The organism is Dorea chungnamensis, from assembly GCF_039832125.1.
Taxonomy (GTDB): Bacteria; Bacillota; Clostridia; order Lachnospirales; family Lachnospiraceae; genus JAFBIX01.
The window spans coordinates 182,790-199,812 of sequence record NZ_JBDOHT010000003.1 but is presented as its reverse complement, the minus strand read 5'-3'; the positions used below and the strand labels follow the sequence as shown (position 1 = coordinate 199,812).

The 17,023-nt window shown below is 43.3% G+C and carries 16 protein-coding genes; 1 reads left to right on the top strand and 15 read right to left on the bottom strand.

Annotated features, from left to right (window positions below; translation table 11 throughout):
* Nucleotides 1-36: 36 nt before the first annotated feature.
* From ABE613_RS04265 to ABE613_RS04200, 14 genes are all read right to left on the bottom strand, one after another.
* Nucleotides 37-1,188: a double-cubane-cluster-containing anaerobic reductase gene (locus tag ABE613_RS04265; RefSeq protein WP_347375765.1), complete on the bottom strand. Its 1,152-nt coding sequence runs from the start codon at nt 1,186-1,188 to the stop codon at nt 37-39.
* 106 nt (nt 1,189-1,294) lie between these two features.
* Entirely contained in the window at nt 1,295-3,040 is a 1,746-nt protein-coding gene (gene mutY / locus ABE613_RS04260) for an A/G-specific adenine glycosylase (protein WP_347375764.1), read from the bottom strand.
* 14 nt (nt 3,041-3,054) lie between these two features.
* Nucleotides 3,055-3,987 (bottom strand): molybdopterin-binding protein, encoded by a 933-nt coding sequence (locus tag ABE613_RS04255; RefSeq protein ID WP_235233223.1) that lies wholly within the window; start codon nt 3,985-3,987, stop codon nt 3,055-3,057.
* A 36-nt stretch (nt 3,988-4,023) separates the two neighbouring features.
* Nucleotides 4,024-4,497, bottom strand: coding sequence for a cyclic pyranopterin monophosphate synthase MoaC (gene moaC, locus ABE613_RS04250; RefSeq protein WP_347375763.1), 474 nt, complete (start codon nt 4,495-4,497; stop codon nt 4,024-4,026).
* Nucleotides 4,478-5,005: a molybdopterin-guanine dinucleotide biosynthesis protein B gene (mobB, locus tag ABE613_RS04245; protein WP_347375762.1), complete on the bottom strand. Its 528-nt coding sequence runs from the start codon at nt 5,003-5,005 to the stop codon at nt 4,478-4,480. The genes moaC and mobB overlap by 20 nt, the downstream gene beginning before the upstream one ends.
* Nucleotides 4,987-6,192, bottom strand: a complete 1,206-nt coding sequence (locus ABE613_RS04240; protein WP_347375761.1) for a molybdopterin molybdotransferase MoeA — start codon at nt 6,190-6,192, stop codon at nt 4,987-4,989. The genes mobB and ABE613_RS04240 overlap by 19 nt, the downstream gene beginning before the upstream one ends.
* Nucleotides 6,185-6,772: a molybdenum cofactor guanylyltransferase gene (gene mobA, locus ABE613_RS04235; protein WP_347375760.1), complete on the bottom strand. Its 588-nt coding sequence runs from the start codon at nt 6,770-6,772 to the stop codon at nt 6,185-6,187. The genes ABE613_RS04240 and mobA overlap by 8 nt, the downstream gene beginning before the upstream one ends.
* Nucleotides 6,773-6,832: 60 nt before the next feature.
* Nucleotides 6,833-7,249 carry a 4Fe-4S dicluster domain-containing protein gene (locus ABE613_RS04230; RefSeq protein ID WP_347375759.1) on the bottom strand — a complete coding sequence of 139 codons (417 nt, stop codon included), beginning with the start codon at nt 7,247-7,249 and terminating at the stop codon, nt 6,833-6,835.
* Nucleotides 7,246-9,318 (bottom strand): molybdopterin-containing oxidoreductase family protein, encoded by a 2,073-nt coding sequence (locus ABE613_RS04225; RefSeq protein ID WP_347375758.1) that lies wholly within the window; start codon nt 9,316-9,318, stop codon nt 7,246-7,248. The genes ABE613_RS04230 and ABE613_RS04225 overlap by 4 nt, the downstream gene beginning before the upstream one ends.
* Before the next feature lie 15 nt (nt 9,319-9,333).
* Nucleotides 9,334-11,001 carry a DUF4091 domain-containing protein gene (locus ABE613_RS04220; protein WP_347375757.1) on the bottom strand — a complete coding sequence of 556 codons (1,668 nt, stop codon included), beginning with the start codon at nt 10,999-11,001 and terminating at the stop codon, nt 9,334-9,336.
* Nucleotides 11,002-11,024: 23 nt separating this feature from the next.
* Complete coding sequence (locus ABE613_RS04215; protein ID WP_235233231.1) at nt 11,025-11,846, bottom strand: carbohydrate ABC transporter permease; 822 nt, start codon at nt 11,844-11,846, stop codon at nt 11,025-11,027.
* A gap of 10 nt (nt 11,847-11,856) precedes the next feature.
* Complete coding sequence (locus ABE613_RS04210; RefSeq protein WP_235233232.1) at nt 11,857-12,744, bottom strand: carbohydrate ABC transporter permease; 888 nt, start codon at nt 12,742-12,744, stop codon at nt 11,857-11,859.
* 49 nt (nt 12,745-12,793) lie between these two features.
* The gene (locus tag ABE613_RS04205) at nt 12,794-14,095 is read right to left on the bottom strand and encodes an ABC transporter substrate-binding protein (protein ID WP_235233233.1); all 1,302 of its coding nucleotides are present in this window, start codon (nt 14,093-14,095) and stop codon (nt 12,794-12,796) included.
* Between the two features lie 104 nt (nt 14,096-14,199).
* Entirely contained in the window at nt 14,200-15,249 is a 1,050-nt protein-coding gene (locus ABE613_RS04200) for a uroporphyrinogen decarboxylase family protein (RefSeq protein ID WP_347375756.1), read from the bottom strand.
* Between the two features lie 189 nt (nt 15,250-15,438).
* Between ABE613_RS04200 and ABE613_RS04195 the strand changes: the two genes are divergently transcribed.
* Nucleotides 15,439-16,050, top strand: coding sequence for a peptidylprolyl isomerase (locus ABE613_RS04195; protein ID WP_347375755.1), 612 nt, complete (start codon nt 15,439-15,441; stop codon nt 16,048-16,050).
* Between the two features lie 94 nt (nt 16,051-16,144).
* On the opposite strand, the gene ABE613_RS04190 is transcribed toward ABE613_RS04195, so the two are convergent.
* A complete protein-coding gene (locus ABE613_RS04190; RefSeq protein ID WP_235233236.1) occupies nt 16,145-17,014 on the bottom strand; it encodes a uroporphyrinogen decarboxylase family protein in 870 nt (289 codons plus the stop codon).
* Nucleotides 17,015-17,023 lie beyond the last annotated feature (9 nt).

Below are 17,023 nucleotides of genomic sequence, written 5' to 3'. Positions count from 1 at the left end.
GCCCTGCATCATGCAGCAGCTGGCATTTTTCATATCTTAGAGCATCTCGATAAATGCTGCAATTCTTGTATTCAGCTGACCAATGTCTGCCTGGGAATAGTCTGTCTCTACATTGATATAAGGAATTCCCTTCTTTTCATTGACAAATCTGCGGATTGCCAGGGTCTCCACATTGTATGTATGACAAGCCTGAAGTGTCATCTCCACAACGCCGTCAGCTTTGTACTCGTCAATCAGTCTTCCGAGAAGATCCAGACGGTTCGGATTTGGAGTCATAACAGAACATCCAATATTCAGATAACGTCTTGCCAATGCATCATATACATCTGGGTTCTCTTCGTCTACCAGTTTATCAATAGATTTTGCACCGCTGCAGTTCTCAAAAGCAACAACGACACCGCCATTATCTTCCACTGCACGGATAACCTTTTCTGTAGCTCCACCGATTGGGCATCCTGTAATGACGATACGTGGTTTTTTCTCCAGCATCTTTCCTTCTGCATACTCTTTTTCAATCTTTTCAACCAAAGCATCTGTCTCTGCCGGAATTGCTTTTCTGTCAAACTTGAATCCACTTCCGTACAATACTTTAAACAGGTCATGTCCCGTGATTGGAGCCGGATCATGTCTCATCACTTCATACAGTCGCTTCAGAGATCTGCGGACTTCGTTATTGACTTTAATGGCCTCTCTTACATCATCCTCCGTAATTGTAACATCGAATTTTTTCTCCAAGTATTCTTTGAAACGAATAATCTCACTCTTCCATAATTTTAATGATTCTTCACTTTGAGTATTCGGCAACTCCATAATAAATATATCCTTGAACTCAGACATATACTCATACATCTTCTTCTTACCGTCACAGGTTGTCTCTCCGACTACAACATCTGAAAAATGGAAGAAAGGACATTTATCCGTCTTGGCAAATCCATAGCTAGACTTGATCAATGGACATAGATTCTTCGGCAGATCCTTCTCTGCATCAGGAATTGTCTCATCTGAAGTGGAGCATAAGCCTACAGTAGCAGCCCCCATAGCCATTGCAATCTCTTGTGGAAAATACGTGCAATAAGCTCCTACTACCGGAACTCCCTGATCTTTTAAGTTCTTTACTGCCAGAAAAGAATTCTTTCTCTGTTCTGCAAATTCTTCGAATACCTCTGGTAAATCTTTGATAACTTCCATTACATTTCCTCCTTAATCATCACTCAAAACTACTATTATCATACCACTTCCACAAAACAAGCTAAAATCGAAAATATTGATAACAGCATTTATATATAGTTGTTTTCTATATATCTTTTTTTATGCCCGCATAACGGGTATATGCTTCAAATGCAGATGGAATGGAATATTTCTTCTCTATCTCTTCTGGATGAATAAATAAAAATGCTTTCTCATTGGTTTTCTCTAACTCATCTACAACAATCTCATATCCTGACATATGCCATTCTATATGACTGAAAATATGCTTTGCATCTTCCAGCTTCTTTATCCGAACTGGCATGAGACCAATCTTTTTACTGTAGGCCGTCACTTCCTCCATCGTCAGGTGACCTTCTTGGTTCGGGAATTCATAGAGTCCGGCGAGGAGACCTTTGGAAGGTCTTTTTTGAATGGCAAGCTTTTCTCCGTCCTTGAATATAAGTACTGTCTTGTCTTCCATCTTACGTGCCTTTCCTTTGCTTTTTACCGGAATCTCCGCTATCATCCCCTGTTTTCTTGCCTCACATAGATGTGCGACTGGGCATTCGGTACATTTTGGTTCCCCATTAGGCACACAGACAAGTGCACCCAGTTCAATCAATCCCTGATCAAAATCGCTGGCTGCCCCCTCTGGAATCACATGTTCCAGTTTCTCTTCTATCTTACTTCGTACGCTTTGCTTCATAATATCTTCTCTGCTGCCCATCAGTCGGGAAATGACTCTCAATACATTGCCATCTACTGCGGGTTTTGAAAGTCCAAAGGCAAATGCACTGATAGCACCTGCCGTATAATTTCCAATACCTTTCAGAGAACGAATCTCTTCAAAGGTGTCTGGGAACTGTCCCTGATAGTCTATCATAATCTGCTGTGCAGCCTTCTGCATATTTCTCACACGATTATAGTAGCCCAGTCCTTCCCAGAGTTTTAATAACTGATCTTCTTTTGCTTCAGCCAGATCCTTCACCGTTGGCAGTTCTCTTAAAAAGCGTTCATAATAAGGCTTTACTGCCTCAACCCGCGTCTGCTGAAGCATAATCTCTGATACCCACACGCGGTAAGCATCCGGATGATTTCTCCAGGGAAGATCACGCTTATTCTTCTGAAACCATGTGACAATTGGAGATACCATCTCATATAACGCAGGATCTTCTAATACTACCGGAACTTTATCCGCAATAGCAATTCGGTCACTGGAGACCTCACAGTCATATGCCAACACATGTACTCCTGCCCTGGCGGCATCTCGAAGCGCCTCTCCAAACGCCGGATGTGTGTCCATATTCGGCGTAAAATACCGGACATCCTTCATCTGAATCACGAAGAACACGTAAGCTTCGTATCCTTCTTTGACTGCCGCCTTCAACTCTTCCACATGTTTCACCGCCCGGTCACTCGGCGCATCCGGAAAACGTACAACACCATCTTGCTCCAGCGTCACGCCCTTTACTTCTATAAAAATCCGTTTTCCATCTGCCTCGACATACAAATCGAACCGAGAATTGCCATACGTAAACTCCGGCTGTATTCTGGTAATATTTTCAAACAAATGATCTGCTTCCAGCCATTCTTTTACTACCTTATTCGGAATCTGGGAATCCATATTGACCATCCGGCTGCCTTTCTCTACCGCGATCAGATCCCATTTCGTCTTCCGGCCAGGATTCTCTGATTCCTGTAAATATACTCTTACCCCTGTCTGAAGTAACTCCGCACAGCGTCCGGTATTCTTCACATGGACCGTCTCTTTCCTTCCTTCTATTTCTACATATGCAATAAAACGATTGGGACGTTCTAAGAACGTCCCTGGTACCATACGATCATATATCATCTGTACTCTACTCCTTACTTCCCTCCACAATCTGAAGTATCGCCCAATAGAATCTGTATCCCATGCTTCAGATGTGGCAAGATATATTCCAGGCTCTCTCTGACTGCCTTTTTACTTCCCGGGAGATTCACAATCACCGTCTTATTCCGAATGACGGATGCTCCTCTTCCCAGCATTGCTCTTCCAGTAATCGACAAAGAATACATACGGATTGCATCTGCGATTCCAGGTGCATTTCTAGTCGCCACTGCCATAGTAGCCTCTGGTGTCCTGTCCCTCTCGGAGAAACCTGTCCCTCCGGTGGTCAATATCAGGTTCACCTGTCTTCCATCTGCCAGCCGAATTAATTCCTGCTCAATCTGTTTCTGCTCATCTGGAAGAAGCAGTCGTTCCACCACGCGGTATCCGGCATCTTCTACCATCTCACAGATCAGAGGCCCGCTCGTATCCTCACGCTCTCCCTGCGCACCCTTGTCACTCAACGTAACAACTGCCACTGTGTAACGTGTGTCCGCCCTTTCTATGATCTTCATCTCGTCTCCGACAGAGATGGTACCGCCACGAATTACTTGGGCGAACACTCCCTGCGTCGGCATGATACACTCTCCCATCTTCTGATAGATCTGACAATGCGTATGGCATTCCTTTCCAATCTGGGTCATCTCCAGTATCACATCATTACACTGGAAGGTAGTTCCTACCGGTAATTCTCTAAAATCAAATCCTTCGACCACCAGATTCTCTCCAAACGCACCAGATTCTACATCCGCCCCTCTTTGATTAAATTCATCTATCTTCTCTGCGGAAAGCAGACTTACCTGTCTATGCCAATTGCCCCCATGGGCATCCCCACAGATTCCAAATCCCTCTTCAAACTGTGCAGTTTCCACATTTACTTTTTGAATTCCTCTTCGGTCGCTGATGCAGACCGCTCTTACGATTCCCATGCCTCTCCTCCTAATCTCAGACATTCCTCTGCTTTATTATAAGATATGGATGTCACCACTCTTGCCTCCTGTCTTCTTACACAGATGAATGTCCCCGATTTCCATACGTTTATCAATCGCTTTGCACATATCATAGATTGTCAGAAGCGCCACACTGACTCCTGTCAATGCCTCCATCTCAACCCCTGTCTTTCCTGATACTCTTACCGTACAGACAGCCTCCACCTCATAGCTGTCTCTTAGCATATGAAAGTCAATCTCGGACTTTGTAATCGGGAGCACATGGCATAACGGAATCAGATTCGATGTCTGCTTTGTTGCCATGATTCCTGCAACTCTGGCAACTCCTAATACGTCTCCTTTTTTGGCAGTTCCACTAACAATCGCTGCATATGCTTCCGGACTTACCTTGATTCTTCCACTTGCGACCGCCTCTCGATCCGTCACATTCTTCTCCGTTACATCTACCATAATGGCATTTCCTTTTTTATCAAAATGTGTCAGTTCCATCTTTTTCCCCCATGTCTATCATCTTTTCTAATATCAGATCAATCTCTTCGAATCCTGCCGTTGGTTCTGCATATTCCTCCGGCCCCCAATCTGTTACGATCAGAAAGCGCCCTGCTGGATTCGATACCGGATCATGGGATATCTCTTTTCGAATAACTTCCATCTTAGGATAGCTGCTGTTTTTTAAACCTTCCATCAAGATTACTTCGGCTTCTGGGAATTGACGGATCAATTCTTGTTCCTGTTCCCCACAGCCTTCCTTATGTACGGATATCCGATAATCAGAAAACACAGCAGTTCCATAGGCACCGGCCTGATGAAAACGGTAGCTGTCTGTTCCCGGAACATCACTTATGAAATCATGCCCGTCATGCTTTATAACGGCGGTCTTGATCTTCCGTCTTGTCAGCTCTTCCACCAGCTTCACAAGCAGTGTAGTCTTCCCAGAGTTCTTCACTCCGCACACCGCAATAATCATCGGCCTTTTTTCTATAACATCACGACCCATACTCGATCTCCTTTATTCAATCGCTCGGTTCCTGCCGGAATCTCAATCATACAATTACATCCACACATGGAACTTAAGATTCCAGAGGCATTCGATCCGTCCGCAATCCTTACATATCCATTATTATAATGCGCACGTACATATCTTGTCACGCTACTTTTCTTTGGAAATTCATTTTCAGCAACTGCATGTACTCGTTTCAGCTGCAGATCAGTCCTTCCAGACATCTTTGCCAGTACCGGACGGACCAGAAGTTCGAGATTCGCTGCTGCACCATACGGATTTCCAGACAGGCATATCAATAATTTACCATGATACTGCGCACATAATGTCGGCATTCCCGGCTTGATGGCAATTCTCCAGAATAGCTTCTCACAAGACAGTATTTCCAATACTTCATGCATAATATCCTTTTTCCCGACAGATACTCCACCTGTTGTGATGATAATATCCGCTCTCTCTGCTGCCTGTTCTATCTTCTTTGCCGCAAGTCTGGGGGCATCTCCTACACGCTCCCTGCAGGTGACTTCCATTCCCCAGGACAACAATCGGGTTCCCAAAGTATAGAGATTGGAATCATAGATTTTCCCAGGAGATAATTCTTCACCCGGGAGCAGGATCTCATCCCCAGTCGTAAGCAATGCAACTTTTACTTTTCTGTAAACGGGTATCTGCTCCATGCCAAGGCTTGCCAGAACTCCTGCTTCTACCGCGCCAAGCATTGTCCCTTCTGACAAAAGTTTCTGCCCTGCTTTATAGTCTTCTCCTTCCATGCAATAATTTTCATAAGGACGGATTTCCTGATAAACTGCGACCACATCTTCACCATAATCGGTATCTTCCTGTCCTACAATACAATCTGCTCCCTCTGGAATCAAAGCCCCTGTCATAATCCGAACAGCCGTGTTCTCTGACACATACTCTCTTGCCACATGCCCTGCAGTCACTTCTTCCAACACTTTAAGATATACCGGATGCTCTCTGGTCGCTTCCTTTAGATCTTCACTTCGGACTGCATAGCCATCCAAAGGAGAACGTGGAAACGGCGGCTGATTCCTCGTCGCTGTGATATCTTCCGCCAGAACTCTTCCAGTGACATCCCACAAGACGATCTTTTCAGTCTCCTTAATCTGCTCCACTCTCTCAAGCAGAAGTTCCTGTGCCTGCTGCAAACTTAATCTATTCATACTCTTCTCCTCTTGTCAACATTCGATATTCCGCAAGTGTATTAATATTCAGAAGCATCTTTCTTATATCCGGGTATTGTGATACTTCTACAAAATAGACGGGCATACGTTTTACCGCATCTTTTACACGATAATTCCCAATCTGAATCTGTTGTTCCAGTATCTTTGCCGCCTCTTTCCGATAAAGAGCTGCTAATGGTTGCATCTTTCCTTCTGTTAACGGAACAACGCCAAAGCTTTGAGGCTTCAGAAACTGTTCCAGAAAATAATATAGTTTCATCTCAATCAATGGCATATCACAAGGCGCCGTCATTATAATCTTATTTCTGCTGTTTTGAAGTCCTGCATGAAGACCCCCTATCGAACCACACCCCATATACTTGTCTAGCACAATCTTACAGCCTTTATATTCTTTATGGACTTGATTCCCATAAGAAATCCAGATATTCCGGGCCTCTTTCTTAAATTCATTAACCAGACGATCTACAAAGGACTCTTGCCGATACATGAGATTTCCTTTATGAATTCCATTCATTCTGCTGCTCTTTCCGCCTGCAAGAATCAACCCATCAGCCTGCATCTTTATCACCTCCATCTCTGTAAATAATAAGGAGTTCCGCTTACGGAACTCCTGGGGCCTTTATTCTATTGTCAGAGCTTTTGCACAGCATACCCTGACGCAAGCCGGCTCTCTTCCCTGCCGAAGCCGCTCGATACAGCCGTCGCATTTCTCCATCTTGCCATGTGCATTGTATCGTATCGCCTGATTCGGGCAGACAGATTCACAAGTCCTGCAGCCAATACATTTCTCCTGATCGACAAGTACAATATCATATTCTTCCTCTCGATAAATTGCACCAGAAGGACAGGCTATCATACACGCTCCACACTGAATACATCCCACGCAGACTTTCTTCTGCAATCCATCTTTTACACTCGTCTTAATTGTTCTATAACTATAAGCGTCCTCTGCCTCCGGCGTATTATGTTCTGCAATACATGCCACATAACAAGCATAGCAGCCAATACATTTTTCCTGATTCAATCTCATCTTCATGACTCTTCTTCCACTCTCTCAATCCTGCAAAAATAACTTCTGTATCCCGGGAAGCCTGATATTGGATCGAGATAATCTTTCCCAATCAATTCATTGGCATCTCCCTTTGGATTGCCATGATAGATATTGACCACTCCCGGCTTTCCTGCAATCGTATAGGCAGCAATTCCAACCATCTCTCCAGATGGCGATACTACTTTTACAGTTGCTCCGTCCTTAATATGATATTTTTCCCCATCCTCAGGATGGATCTCTACCAGTGTTGCTTTCTCTATATTCGAAAGCCATGCCATTCGATAGACTCTTGCATGGAAAAATTGTGGTTTGCGGTTGCCCGTGCTTAAAATCAATGGATATTGATTCCTGTCTATCTTCGTTTCCGCCCGATAATCATGGTATACCGGAAGCCCTTCATAGCCATGACTTTCCCGGTATCTCTCCAATACCAGCGACTTCAGCTCCACTTTTCCGGACGGGGTATGAAGAGGTGCTGATTCATAGGTCTTCACCACTGGCGGGAACAGATTCTTTCCCTGCATTCCCTGCGGATGATTCTTCAATTCTTCCAGCGTAAGGCCGGATGGCTCGAGAATATGCTGCATATATGCCTCATATCCATTCTCCAGGGCTTCATCCTTTAATCCCATTTTCTTCAACAGATCTATAATGATCTCAATGTCATTTTTCGCTTCGCCGACTGGTTCAATGGCCCGATTCGAAAGATAGAATCTTCCTCCTTTTCCAACGTGCACTTCTTCTCTCTCGTAAGAAGTACATGCCGGAAGTACCAGATCCGCGGCATTCGAAGACTCTGACATAAATAATTCCACATTCACATAGAAATCCAGCTTCTCGAGCGCCCGCTGAAGATGTTCCGGCTGCGGCCACATACGATGGTTCAGTCCCATCGCAAATACCGCTTTGATTGGATACGGTTTCTCTTCCAATATGTAATCCGCAAGCTTTGTACACTGTGCTTCATCACAGGACAGGTCGAACCACACAGGGAACTCCTTCTGCCCGATTGCTTCGATTCCATCGAAGCGTCTGACCCTGCCAAATTCATTTGCCAAAGAAGAGGGGCCCGGCTGTGTCCGATTTCCGCCTTCCACGTCATAATTACCGGTAATCGCAATCAGCGAAAATACCGCACGGTAGTTCTGCACTCCGTTTATATGATGCACGATGGGCGAGGCAGAAAACATCACACTTGCCGGACCATTTCCGGCATAAGTTCTTGCTGCCAGACGAACCTGAGCTGCCGGAACTCCGGTAATCTTCTCAGCCTCTTCCGGGACAAAGTTCTGTACATACTCCCTATATTCTTCAAATCCATAGACATAATTCTCTACGAATTCCTTATCATACAATCCCTCTTCTATGATGACTTGTGCCATGGAAAGGGCCAACGCGCCATCCGTTCCCGGAATAAGCTGCAGGTGAATATCTGCATCATGAGCCGTCACAGAATGTCTGGGATCCACTACAATAATTTTAGCCCCTCTTTTTTTCAGCCCTTGATAAGTCCCACTCATAGGCGTATTAGAATGGCATAGATTCGAACTCCAGACCAAAAGTGTCTTCGCATTCTTCATATCCGGTCCACAGATTCCGTTCCCGTACAGTGAACGCCATGCGAGGGCTGCTGCCTGGAAGCAGGTACTGGATTCCGTGCAATAATTAGGAGAGCCAAATGCATTTGCCAGACGCAATAACGCTGGCCGGTACCATTTCGGATATCCTGCATAGAATACAACCGATTCTGGTCCGGATTCCTTACGGATCCGCAGGAGATTCTCGGCAATCATTTCATACGCTTCCTCCCAGGATATACGTTCGAACTTTCCCTCTCCTTTTTTCCCTACACGCTTCATCGGGTATAAGATGCGGTCTTTGTTATATACATATTGCTTAGCTGCAGCCCCTTTGGCGCACATGCCGCCAGACTGCATGGGAGTATTACGTGCACCTTCTACGGATACCAATTTTCCATCTTCAACATAGGTATCCACTTCACAACAGCTACCGCAGGTAGAACAACTTGTTTTTACAACTTTCATCTCGGACATATCTCGCCTGCTTTCCTACTTTTTACTCGTATATTTTGCAATCTCACGGTTTATCCGGTTACGCAAGGTAATCAGATACATATCTGATTTCGGATATTTCTTAAAAGTCAACGGCTCTGCCAATTCCCCTTCTATCACTTCCATGACGTGTTCCTTACTGGTCAGAGATTCCAGCAATTCTAACGCCCTTAAGTCTGTAAGAGCCTCATAATGAACCATCATACGGATGGATTCTTCTGGGAAACCATCTGCGCCAGGATATACCAGAAATGGATCTCCTGCCGGAAATGCATTATCTGCATCTGTCACTTCATATGGATTGATATGTTCAATCGAGAACTGACTATTGTAGAAGTTATAACCCCAGTGCAGGATTCCGATAATATCATACTTATAAAGCTGCAGGCCATAGATCCGGTTCCTTGCAGACGGCATGGACATAAACCGGTTGCTGACTTCATAGAACTGTCCGGTGCAATAATAGATCCACATATCTGTAAGTCCATGCTCCAGGAATTCTTCAATCTCGTTATTTCCGGGAATTGGCTTATCAATCAATCCATGTCGGTAGAATTCATGACTGGACAGTGCATCAAATGTATGGAATCCATCCAGCATATTTCCAAGAGATTCCTTTGCTGCCTTATAGCTTTCCAGATCTTCTTCTCGAGGTTCATCTGAGATATGGAAATACGTCACATCTGCAATCTCCCATTCCCGAAGCTTTGCGATCAGTTGTGGCAGAAAACTCTCCAGGAATCGGGTATATTCCCCCACTGCCGGTGTATGCCAGCCGAAGATCTTCTCTTCCCTGCCATCTACCATAGCAACAACTTTCGGTGCATACTTTGCTCCCCACTGGGAGAATAAATGTGACATCTCAAAATACTCGATTCCACACTTCTTGCACAGATCAATCCAACGCTTCATCTTATCAAAGCCGAAATAATATTCTCCATCTTTTACTTCTACCTCGATCAACTGAGTCGTTGTACGCTCAAGTCCGATCGCAGTATCCAGAGGAGAGGTAAAAAGGGGCGTCAGCATCATGTTACAGCCACGTTTTACATACTCATGAAAATAATTCTCCAAAATCTGCCAATGCTCTTCCGAGAACACTTCTACTTGATAATAATCCGCCAGGCAGTCGGCATGCATCCATTCTGTATGCATAATGGTCTGCTTTGGCAGAGTGACAGCATATACCGTCAGTTTTTGCACAACGGAGCATACTACTTTTCCTTCTTTTACAAGCTGAACTTCTATCTCATATTCTCCGGCTTCTATCTCTTCTGTCACCTCGACATCTACCCAGAGGCTTCTCCATTGATTGGAACATACGATTGCTTTACCATCTTTCAGGTCTCTTAGAAGATCCGGATACAAGCCAGAGGTTGTCTTCAGATAATTATCATCTACAATTCCATTGGTCGCACGTCCGACCGGAACCTGTTCTACGGTTCTCACACGCACATGCTCTGCAATTGGTGACACAACTTGAACTTCCAGTCGTTCTCTCATAAAGAAATCTCCCGTATAGGCGGCCTGGAAAGATACCGTCTCACCCCAGAGTGCACTTAACACCTGGCATTCTGGACGATATACCGGAGTCTCGTCCTGAAAGACCTTCACTAAAGAACTAAGTAATTTCATTTCATATTTGATTTCTGTTTGTCTGTGCATCTCTTTTCCCCTCGTTTCATTTACTATCCTTTCATACCACTTAAAGTGATACCTTCTTTGAACTTACTCTGCATAAACAGATAGAATATAAATGGCGGCAGAAAGTTCACAACTGCACATGCCATCGTAAGACCTACGTCTGTATTAAACTGAGTCTTCATCATACTTAATGCCAACGGCAAAGTCTTCATCTCCTGCTTTGTAGATGCAACCAATGGCCACAGGAAATTGTTCCATGCTCCCACAAACGTAAAAATCGCCAGCGCAAGAACTGAAGACTTTACTAACGGCAGGACCACTTTAAAGAATATTTTCAGATTGCCACACCCGTCAATCTTTGCAGCATCAATCAAATCAGCCGGGACATCCAGAATTGCCTGACGCATGATAAATACACCAAATGCCGTAGGAAGCGGCAAGATTAATGCCCTATATGTATTCAACCATCCCAGGCCCTTTGTAATCAAAAACAAGGGGACAATGATAACTTCTGACGGAACAACTAATGTCAAAACCAAAAACAGGAATATCTTATCATTCCCCTTAAAATTCATTTTTGCAAATGCATATCCTGCCAATGAGCATACTGTAACGGTCAGAATCACTCCGGCAACCGCTACAAACACACTGTTAAAAATATACCTTTCAAAGTTATTCATTGCGAATATCTTCTGGTACTGTATTAATGATAACTTATCCAGCGAAAAATCAAAATCATAGGCATTGATCGTAGATTTAAAAGACATCATGAACATATATACAAACGGAAATATGCTTACAATAATAATTACGATCAAAAGTGCGTCTGATATTATATTTTTTAATCCTTTTTTTACTAATTCCATATTTCCCTCGCTATATCTCTGAAGCTTCTCTCTTTATCATACCACGCTGTAGTAATGCCACAATCAAAATTACAATAAACAAAACATTCGATATCGCCATCGCATATCCTGCCGAACCCGAACTAAAGCATTTCGAGTACGCATATACAACCAGCGTTGTCGATGCATTGTTTGGTCCTCCTCCAGTTAATGTAAAGATCAAGTCAAAGCACTGCAGGGAACTGGTTATGGATAAAAATACACCCATGATGATGGTCGGCTTCAGCATAGGGAGCGTAATCATGAAAAAGCTCTTCGTTTTGCTTGCACCATCTACTTTTGCTGCCTCATAAAAGCTGTCGGATATTCCTAATAATCCGGAAGAATATATAACAACATAATATCCTAACGTCTTCCACACCGCCACCATTGCAACGACTGTCAATGCCGTCTTGGCATCTCCCAGCAACATCGAAGGTTTTATTCCGAATAATCCAAAAAACTTCTCTATGATTGGAAGTTTTCCATTCAACAATTCTCTCCATACTACACCAACAACAGCGTTAGAACAAAGCACCGGAATAAATATAATACTATTAGCAAGCTTTCCAAGAAACTTTTTTCGATTCGCCACCAGAAATGTTGCCACCACAATACTCAATATCGTCTGTAACGGTACAATCATAACCATTAACTTAATTGTATTCTTCAATGCTTTTATGAATTTGCTGTCCGACATTAATTTCGCATAATTTTCGAATCCACGAAATACCGGTTCACTCATAATGTTGTATTTGGTAAATCCAAGTACAATGGATACTATTACCGAACCAATTACGAATGTGATCAAAATTAATGCAATCGGCAAGATATAACAATATGGTTCTATCTTTTTTATACTTCTTTTCTTTTTCTCCATAGTTCCCTTTCAAAAGAAATGCCCGCATTCAAGCGGGCATTTCTGTCAATTATTCTTTATCTGCCCAATATTCATCCAGCAGACCATTCGCATATTCTTCTGCTTCACTTAGTCCGTCTTCTACTGTTAATTCACCAGACATAATTCCCTGGAAATCAGCAGATAACTGTGTCAGGATATCAACACCACATGGACCAACCTGAAGTCCGTGCCACTTATCTTTATCTTCATTGTAGATCTTAGCCATCTTTTCATCACCAACATATGGCTCACTCTCTGTAAGTGCAGCACCCGGGCATTTTGCATGATACTGTTCCATAAAATCAGAACCAGTTACATACTTGATGAAATCCATTGCAAGGTCCTTGTCATCAGCAGCAGACATCAATGTCAGACAATCTGTAGCACCAAAGGTACCAAAATCGACATTTTTAAGGGATGTTACAAAATCCCAATTCAGTTCCGGATAAGTCTCTGCAAATGTTGTTCCATCTGTCTGAGAAGAACGATAGATACCAAAAGCAGATTTTCCTTCTCCAAAGATTGTGCTGAATGCATCTGCCCAAGAATAAGACATGAAGTCTGGATTCATATACTGAGTCATATCTTTCAGCCAAGTCATAGCCTCTACACCTGCATCGTCTGCAAATGAAACAGATTTCAGATCATCATTGTAAATCTGTCCGCCATTCTGCCACAATGCCCAGTAATAATATGCATTTAGGATCTGCATTGCGCCGACATCGCTGGTATTCATACCGCAAGCCAGTCCAAACTGATCAATCTCTCCATCTCCATCTGTATCCTGTGTTGCCTTCTCACAGATACGTGCAAAATCTTCCCATGTCTCCGGAGCGCTTTCGCCCAATTCTGCAAGAATATCTTCATTATAGTATAACACAAACGGAACACCTGTAACTAATGGCCATCCATATTGTCCGTCCATCATATATCCATTACTCAGATACTTATACTCTTCTTTATCTTCATCTGTTACATAATCAGACATATCTTCTACAGCACCTGCATCAATATATGTAGGGAACATCTCGTTATACATATAACCAACATCCGGTCCTTCTCCGGCATTCAGAGCAGTTGTATAAGTCTCTTCATATTTTTCCCATGGAACAACTGTGATGTTGACTTTGCAGTCATTCTCTTCTTCCCAGTCTCCCATCAGACCGCCCCAATTATTCTCAGTATCATCATCAAGTGGCGGAACCCATACTTCCAAAGTCTTTTCGGCAGAATCTGACTCACTTGAATCTCCGCCGTTATTTCCACAGCCTGCACATAATGTCGCAATCATGGAAACAACCAACAATGCGCTTATTAGTTTTTTCTTCATTTACATATCCTCCCTTGTATAGTTAATACAATATAATCCTAGCATTTTGGGTAGACATACGCAAATTCATTATCTCAATGAATGGGTTTATTTATTCAAAAAATCTATATATGATTTCTTGCCGCTTCCATAAAATAATCCACCTGTTCCGGCGCCGTAGTCTCCGGGATATCACATCCTGTTGCCAGATGAAATCCTTTCTTCGCAAGCTTTCCAATATTCACACAATGCTCTACTGCCTGGAATATCTCTTTTTTGCTTCCGTTCATCACAATCCCCCCCGGGTCAACATTTCCTGCAATTGGGATATATTCTCCCAACTCTTCTACAGCCCTCTCCAGATCAATAATATTATCCAGACTCAATTCATTTAACTCATATTGCCGCAGGTATTTCCAGATACTGTATGTCGAACCGCACATGTGAAGTGACACTTTTCTTCCAGTCTTTTTCAACGCATAATCCGTTAATTCTTTCGTATACGGATAGATGAATTTCTCATACATTCGTGGTCCGATCAATGCCGGATTGGCAACTGGATCAGCCATTGCAATTCCCATCCCATATTCGGCAGCCACGTCTATACAGCTTTTCTGACTATCGGTAATTATTCTCATTAACCGTTCAATCTGTTCTGAACATTTCCGGCAATCACGAAGAAGCAATTCCACTCCCCGCAGATTCGATGCAATCGTAAATGGTCCGCCTATACTGGCTTCAATCGGCACAATATCTGCTGCCTCTTTCTGCAGAATATCTGCTTCCTTCGCAAATGTCTGGATTCTCGGATTCTTCTTTGCATCTATGGGATCTATATCATCCAATTGATCATATGACTTCAAAAAAGGCTCATCTGCATAAGGAAGTCCCTTTTCCGGATATACAAATCTCCCTCCCAACGCTTCCGTGATTCCCCTGGTATTTGGTCCGATCGTAATCCGGTCATACCCATATCTGTTAAACGCAATAACCTCGGCATCTGCCATCTTCTGTGGATCATGCCAGAAATCCCAGACTGTAATTCCTGCAAGACTGCACTTCAGTTCACCCATAAAAGGAACACAGGGAACTCTGTCACAATCTCTTCCGGCTGCGATTGCTTCCGCTCTTTCCAATGGCGTCATCTGATCCGCTCTATGTTTTACCGCTCTCATTTCATCTCCGCCTTTTCATTTATATTGATCTGTATCTTCAATCTTCTTTATTCTAGATGATTTTAGACATATTCGCAATTGGCAAATATACAGTCTTGATTTGCATTATTTACCTTCACATTTTATAATATTAATATCAGGGACGAAAATCCTTAATCCCATAAAATTTACGAAAAAGGAGATAAACTTATGAATCCGACTGCTACGATATATATGGCAAACCAATCTCGCATCGTCATTGAACTCTTACCTGAGACTGCACCGAATACAGTATCCAGCTTTATCTATGCTGCCAGCCATGGTGTCTTTGACGGCCACCCAATCGAACGGATCGTTCCCGGACACTGGGTCGACATCAGTTATACCGGATTTCGAAAAAAAGAAGGGCAATATCTGATTCCTTTTGAATATGAACTTCATCCAGAACTCACACCTCTGGACTCCGAGGTCGGATGCGTATGCATGGGCGGATATGATGATCTTGGTCAGGCAGGCTGTGAATTCTTCTTCCCCTTACGTCCTTGTCCGGAACACAAAGGACACTATCCAGTCTTCGGGAAAGTGATATCTGGAATAGAAGAAATTCTCCGCCTGGAGCACGTCGCAATCCGTCCGGTTGACGATTTCCCGATTCCTGGTCTTATAGTGAATACTCCTGTAGAACCAGAGATCATCGACCATGTAGAATTAGATCTAAAAGGCATCACTTATCCAGATCCGATTCGCATAAACGAAGGTGTCATGACTCCTTCATGGGCACAGTTCTGGGAACGTCACAGCGATACGAACTCTCATGAATAAAAGCATCTATATTTGATAATAACAAAAAGGCTGTCAATGGAACGTTCATTTCTTTACCTGATTCCAGACAGCCTTTCACACCCTTAAACCTACTCTACTTCAATTTCACTTCTTTAAAGATACCATTATCCATATGATATCCCACATTTTTAATACACATCTGGCCCGCGAATTTTATCTGACCGGTCATCTCAATGCAGGCCGCTCCATATGACATCGGCCCAGTCAACTTCCGGTCAACCAACTCTGCCTTATCCATTCCGAGCAGCGCAAATGTTGTCTTCGGGCACAACAAGATTAAGGTCTTATCATCCGCAAGTGCTTCTGCTTTTTTCAGAAATTCATAAGTAAATTCTTCTACGACCTGTTCCGCCATCTTCGGCCCCAGAATATTTACACCACCGGAAGAATCTGCATAACTAATGAGGTCTACATCATACTTTTTCGCCTCTTCCATGAATTTTAATATCTGATTACCGAATTTCCAGAACACTTCTTTCATAATCTCCGGCTTTTTGCGCCATCCTTTGAACACATATTTTGCATCAATCAAAACATTCAGAATCGTAAATGGTCCAGATATCTGGAGAACTATATGTTCCCCTTGGTCGCGGAGTGCTTTACAAGCAAGCAGAACCTCATGGATTCTTCCCTGAGAAAAATCAATTTCCGGTAGTTCCAGCAGTTCTTCTACTGCAGTACAGATATATTCTTTTGCCCGTGGTCCGGTCGTCTCATTTCCATAATTAATGATGCCGCCCATTGCTTCTGCCTCAACGGTGTGGCAAAATGGCAGTTCACAGAAAGAAGCGTTATCATGCTCCTTCAATGCTTTTGACAGTTTTGCCATTGTATCCCAGTGCATATATGCATCCGGGAACGTAAGGTCAAGTCCATCGGTTACTTCTCCACTGATTCCTACTGAATTATCATAGGTACAGTGAAAATCTTTGATGTCTCCCATAATAATTCT

Excerpts from the sequence above, each read along its gene's own strand:
- ABE613_RS04240 (WP_347375761.1), bottom strand. The coding sequence starts at position 6,192 with ATGAATAGATTAAGTTTGCAGCAGGCACAGGAACTTCTGCTTGAGAGA.
- ABE613_RS04190 (WP_235233236.1), bottom strand. The coding sequence starts at position 17,014 with ATGGGAGACATCAAAGATTTTCACTGTACCTATGATAATTCAGTAGGA.
- ABE613_RS04255 (WP_235233223.1), bottom strand. The coding sequence starts at position 3,987 with ATGGGAATCGTAAGAGCGGTCTGCATCAGCGACCGAAGAGGAATTCAA.
- ABE613_RS04200 (WP_347375756.1), bottom strand. The coding sequence starts at position 15,249 with ATGAGAGCGGTAAAACATAGAGCGGATCAGATGACGCCATTGGAAAGA.
- mutY (WP_347375764.1), bottom strand. The coding sequence starts at position 3,040 with ATGATATATGATCGTATGGTACCAGGGACGTTCTTAGAACGTCCCAAT.
- ABE613_RS04205 (WP_235233233.1), bottom strand. The coding sequence starts at position 14,095 with ATGAAGAAAAAACTAATAAGCGCATTGTTGGTTGTTTCCATGATTGCG.
- ABE613_RS04230 (WP_347375759.1), bottom strand. The coding sequence starts at position 7,249 with ATGAAGATGAGATTGAATCAGGAAAAATGTATTGGCTGCTATGCTTGT.
- mobB (WP_347375762.1), bottom strand. The coding sequence starts at position 5,005 with ATGGGTCGTGATGTTATAGAAAAAAGGCCGATGATTATTGCGGTGTGC.
- ABE613_RS04225 (WP_347375758.1), bottom strand. The coding sequence starts at position 9,318 with ATGTCCGAGATGAAAGTTGTAAAAACAAGTTGTTCTACCTGCGGTAGC.
- ABE613_RS04265 (WP_347375765.1), bottom strand. The coding sequence starts at position 1,188 with ATGGAAGTTATCAAAGATTTACCAGAGGTATTCGAAGAATTTGCAGAA.
- ABE613_RS04215 (WP_235233231.1), bottom strand. The coding sequence starts at position 11,846 with ATGGAATTAGTAAAAAAAGGATTAAAAAATATAATATCAGACGCACTT.
- ABE613_RS04220 (WP_347375757.1), bottom strand. The coding sequence starts at position 11,001 with ATGCACAGACAAACAGAAATCAAATATGAAATGAAATTACTTAGTTCT.
- moaC (WP_347375763.1), bottom strand. The coding sequence starts at position 4,497 with ATGGAACTGACACATTTTGATAAAAAAGGAAATGCCATTATGGTAGAT.
- mobA (WP_347375760.1), bottom strand. The coding sequence starts at position 6,772 with ATGCAGGCTGATGGGTTGATTCTTGCAGGCGGAAAGAGCAGCAGAATG.
- ABE613_RS04195 (WP_347375755.1), top strand. The coding sequence starts at position 15,439 with ATGAATCCGACTGCTACGATATATATGGCAAACCAATCTCGCATCGTC.
- ABE613_RS04210 (WP_235233232.1), bottom strand. The coding sequence starts at position 12,744 with ATGGAGAAAAAGAAAAGAAGTATAAAAAAGATAGAACCATATTGTTAT.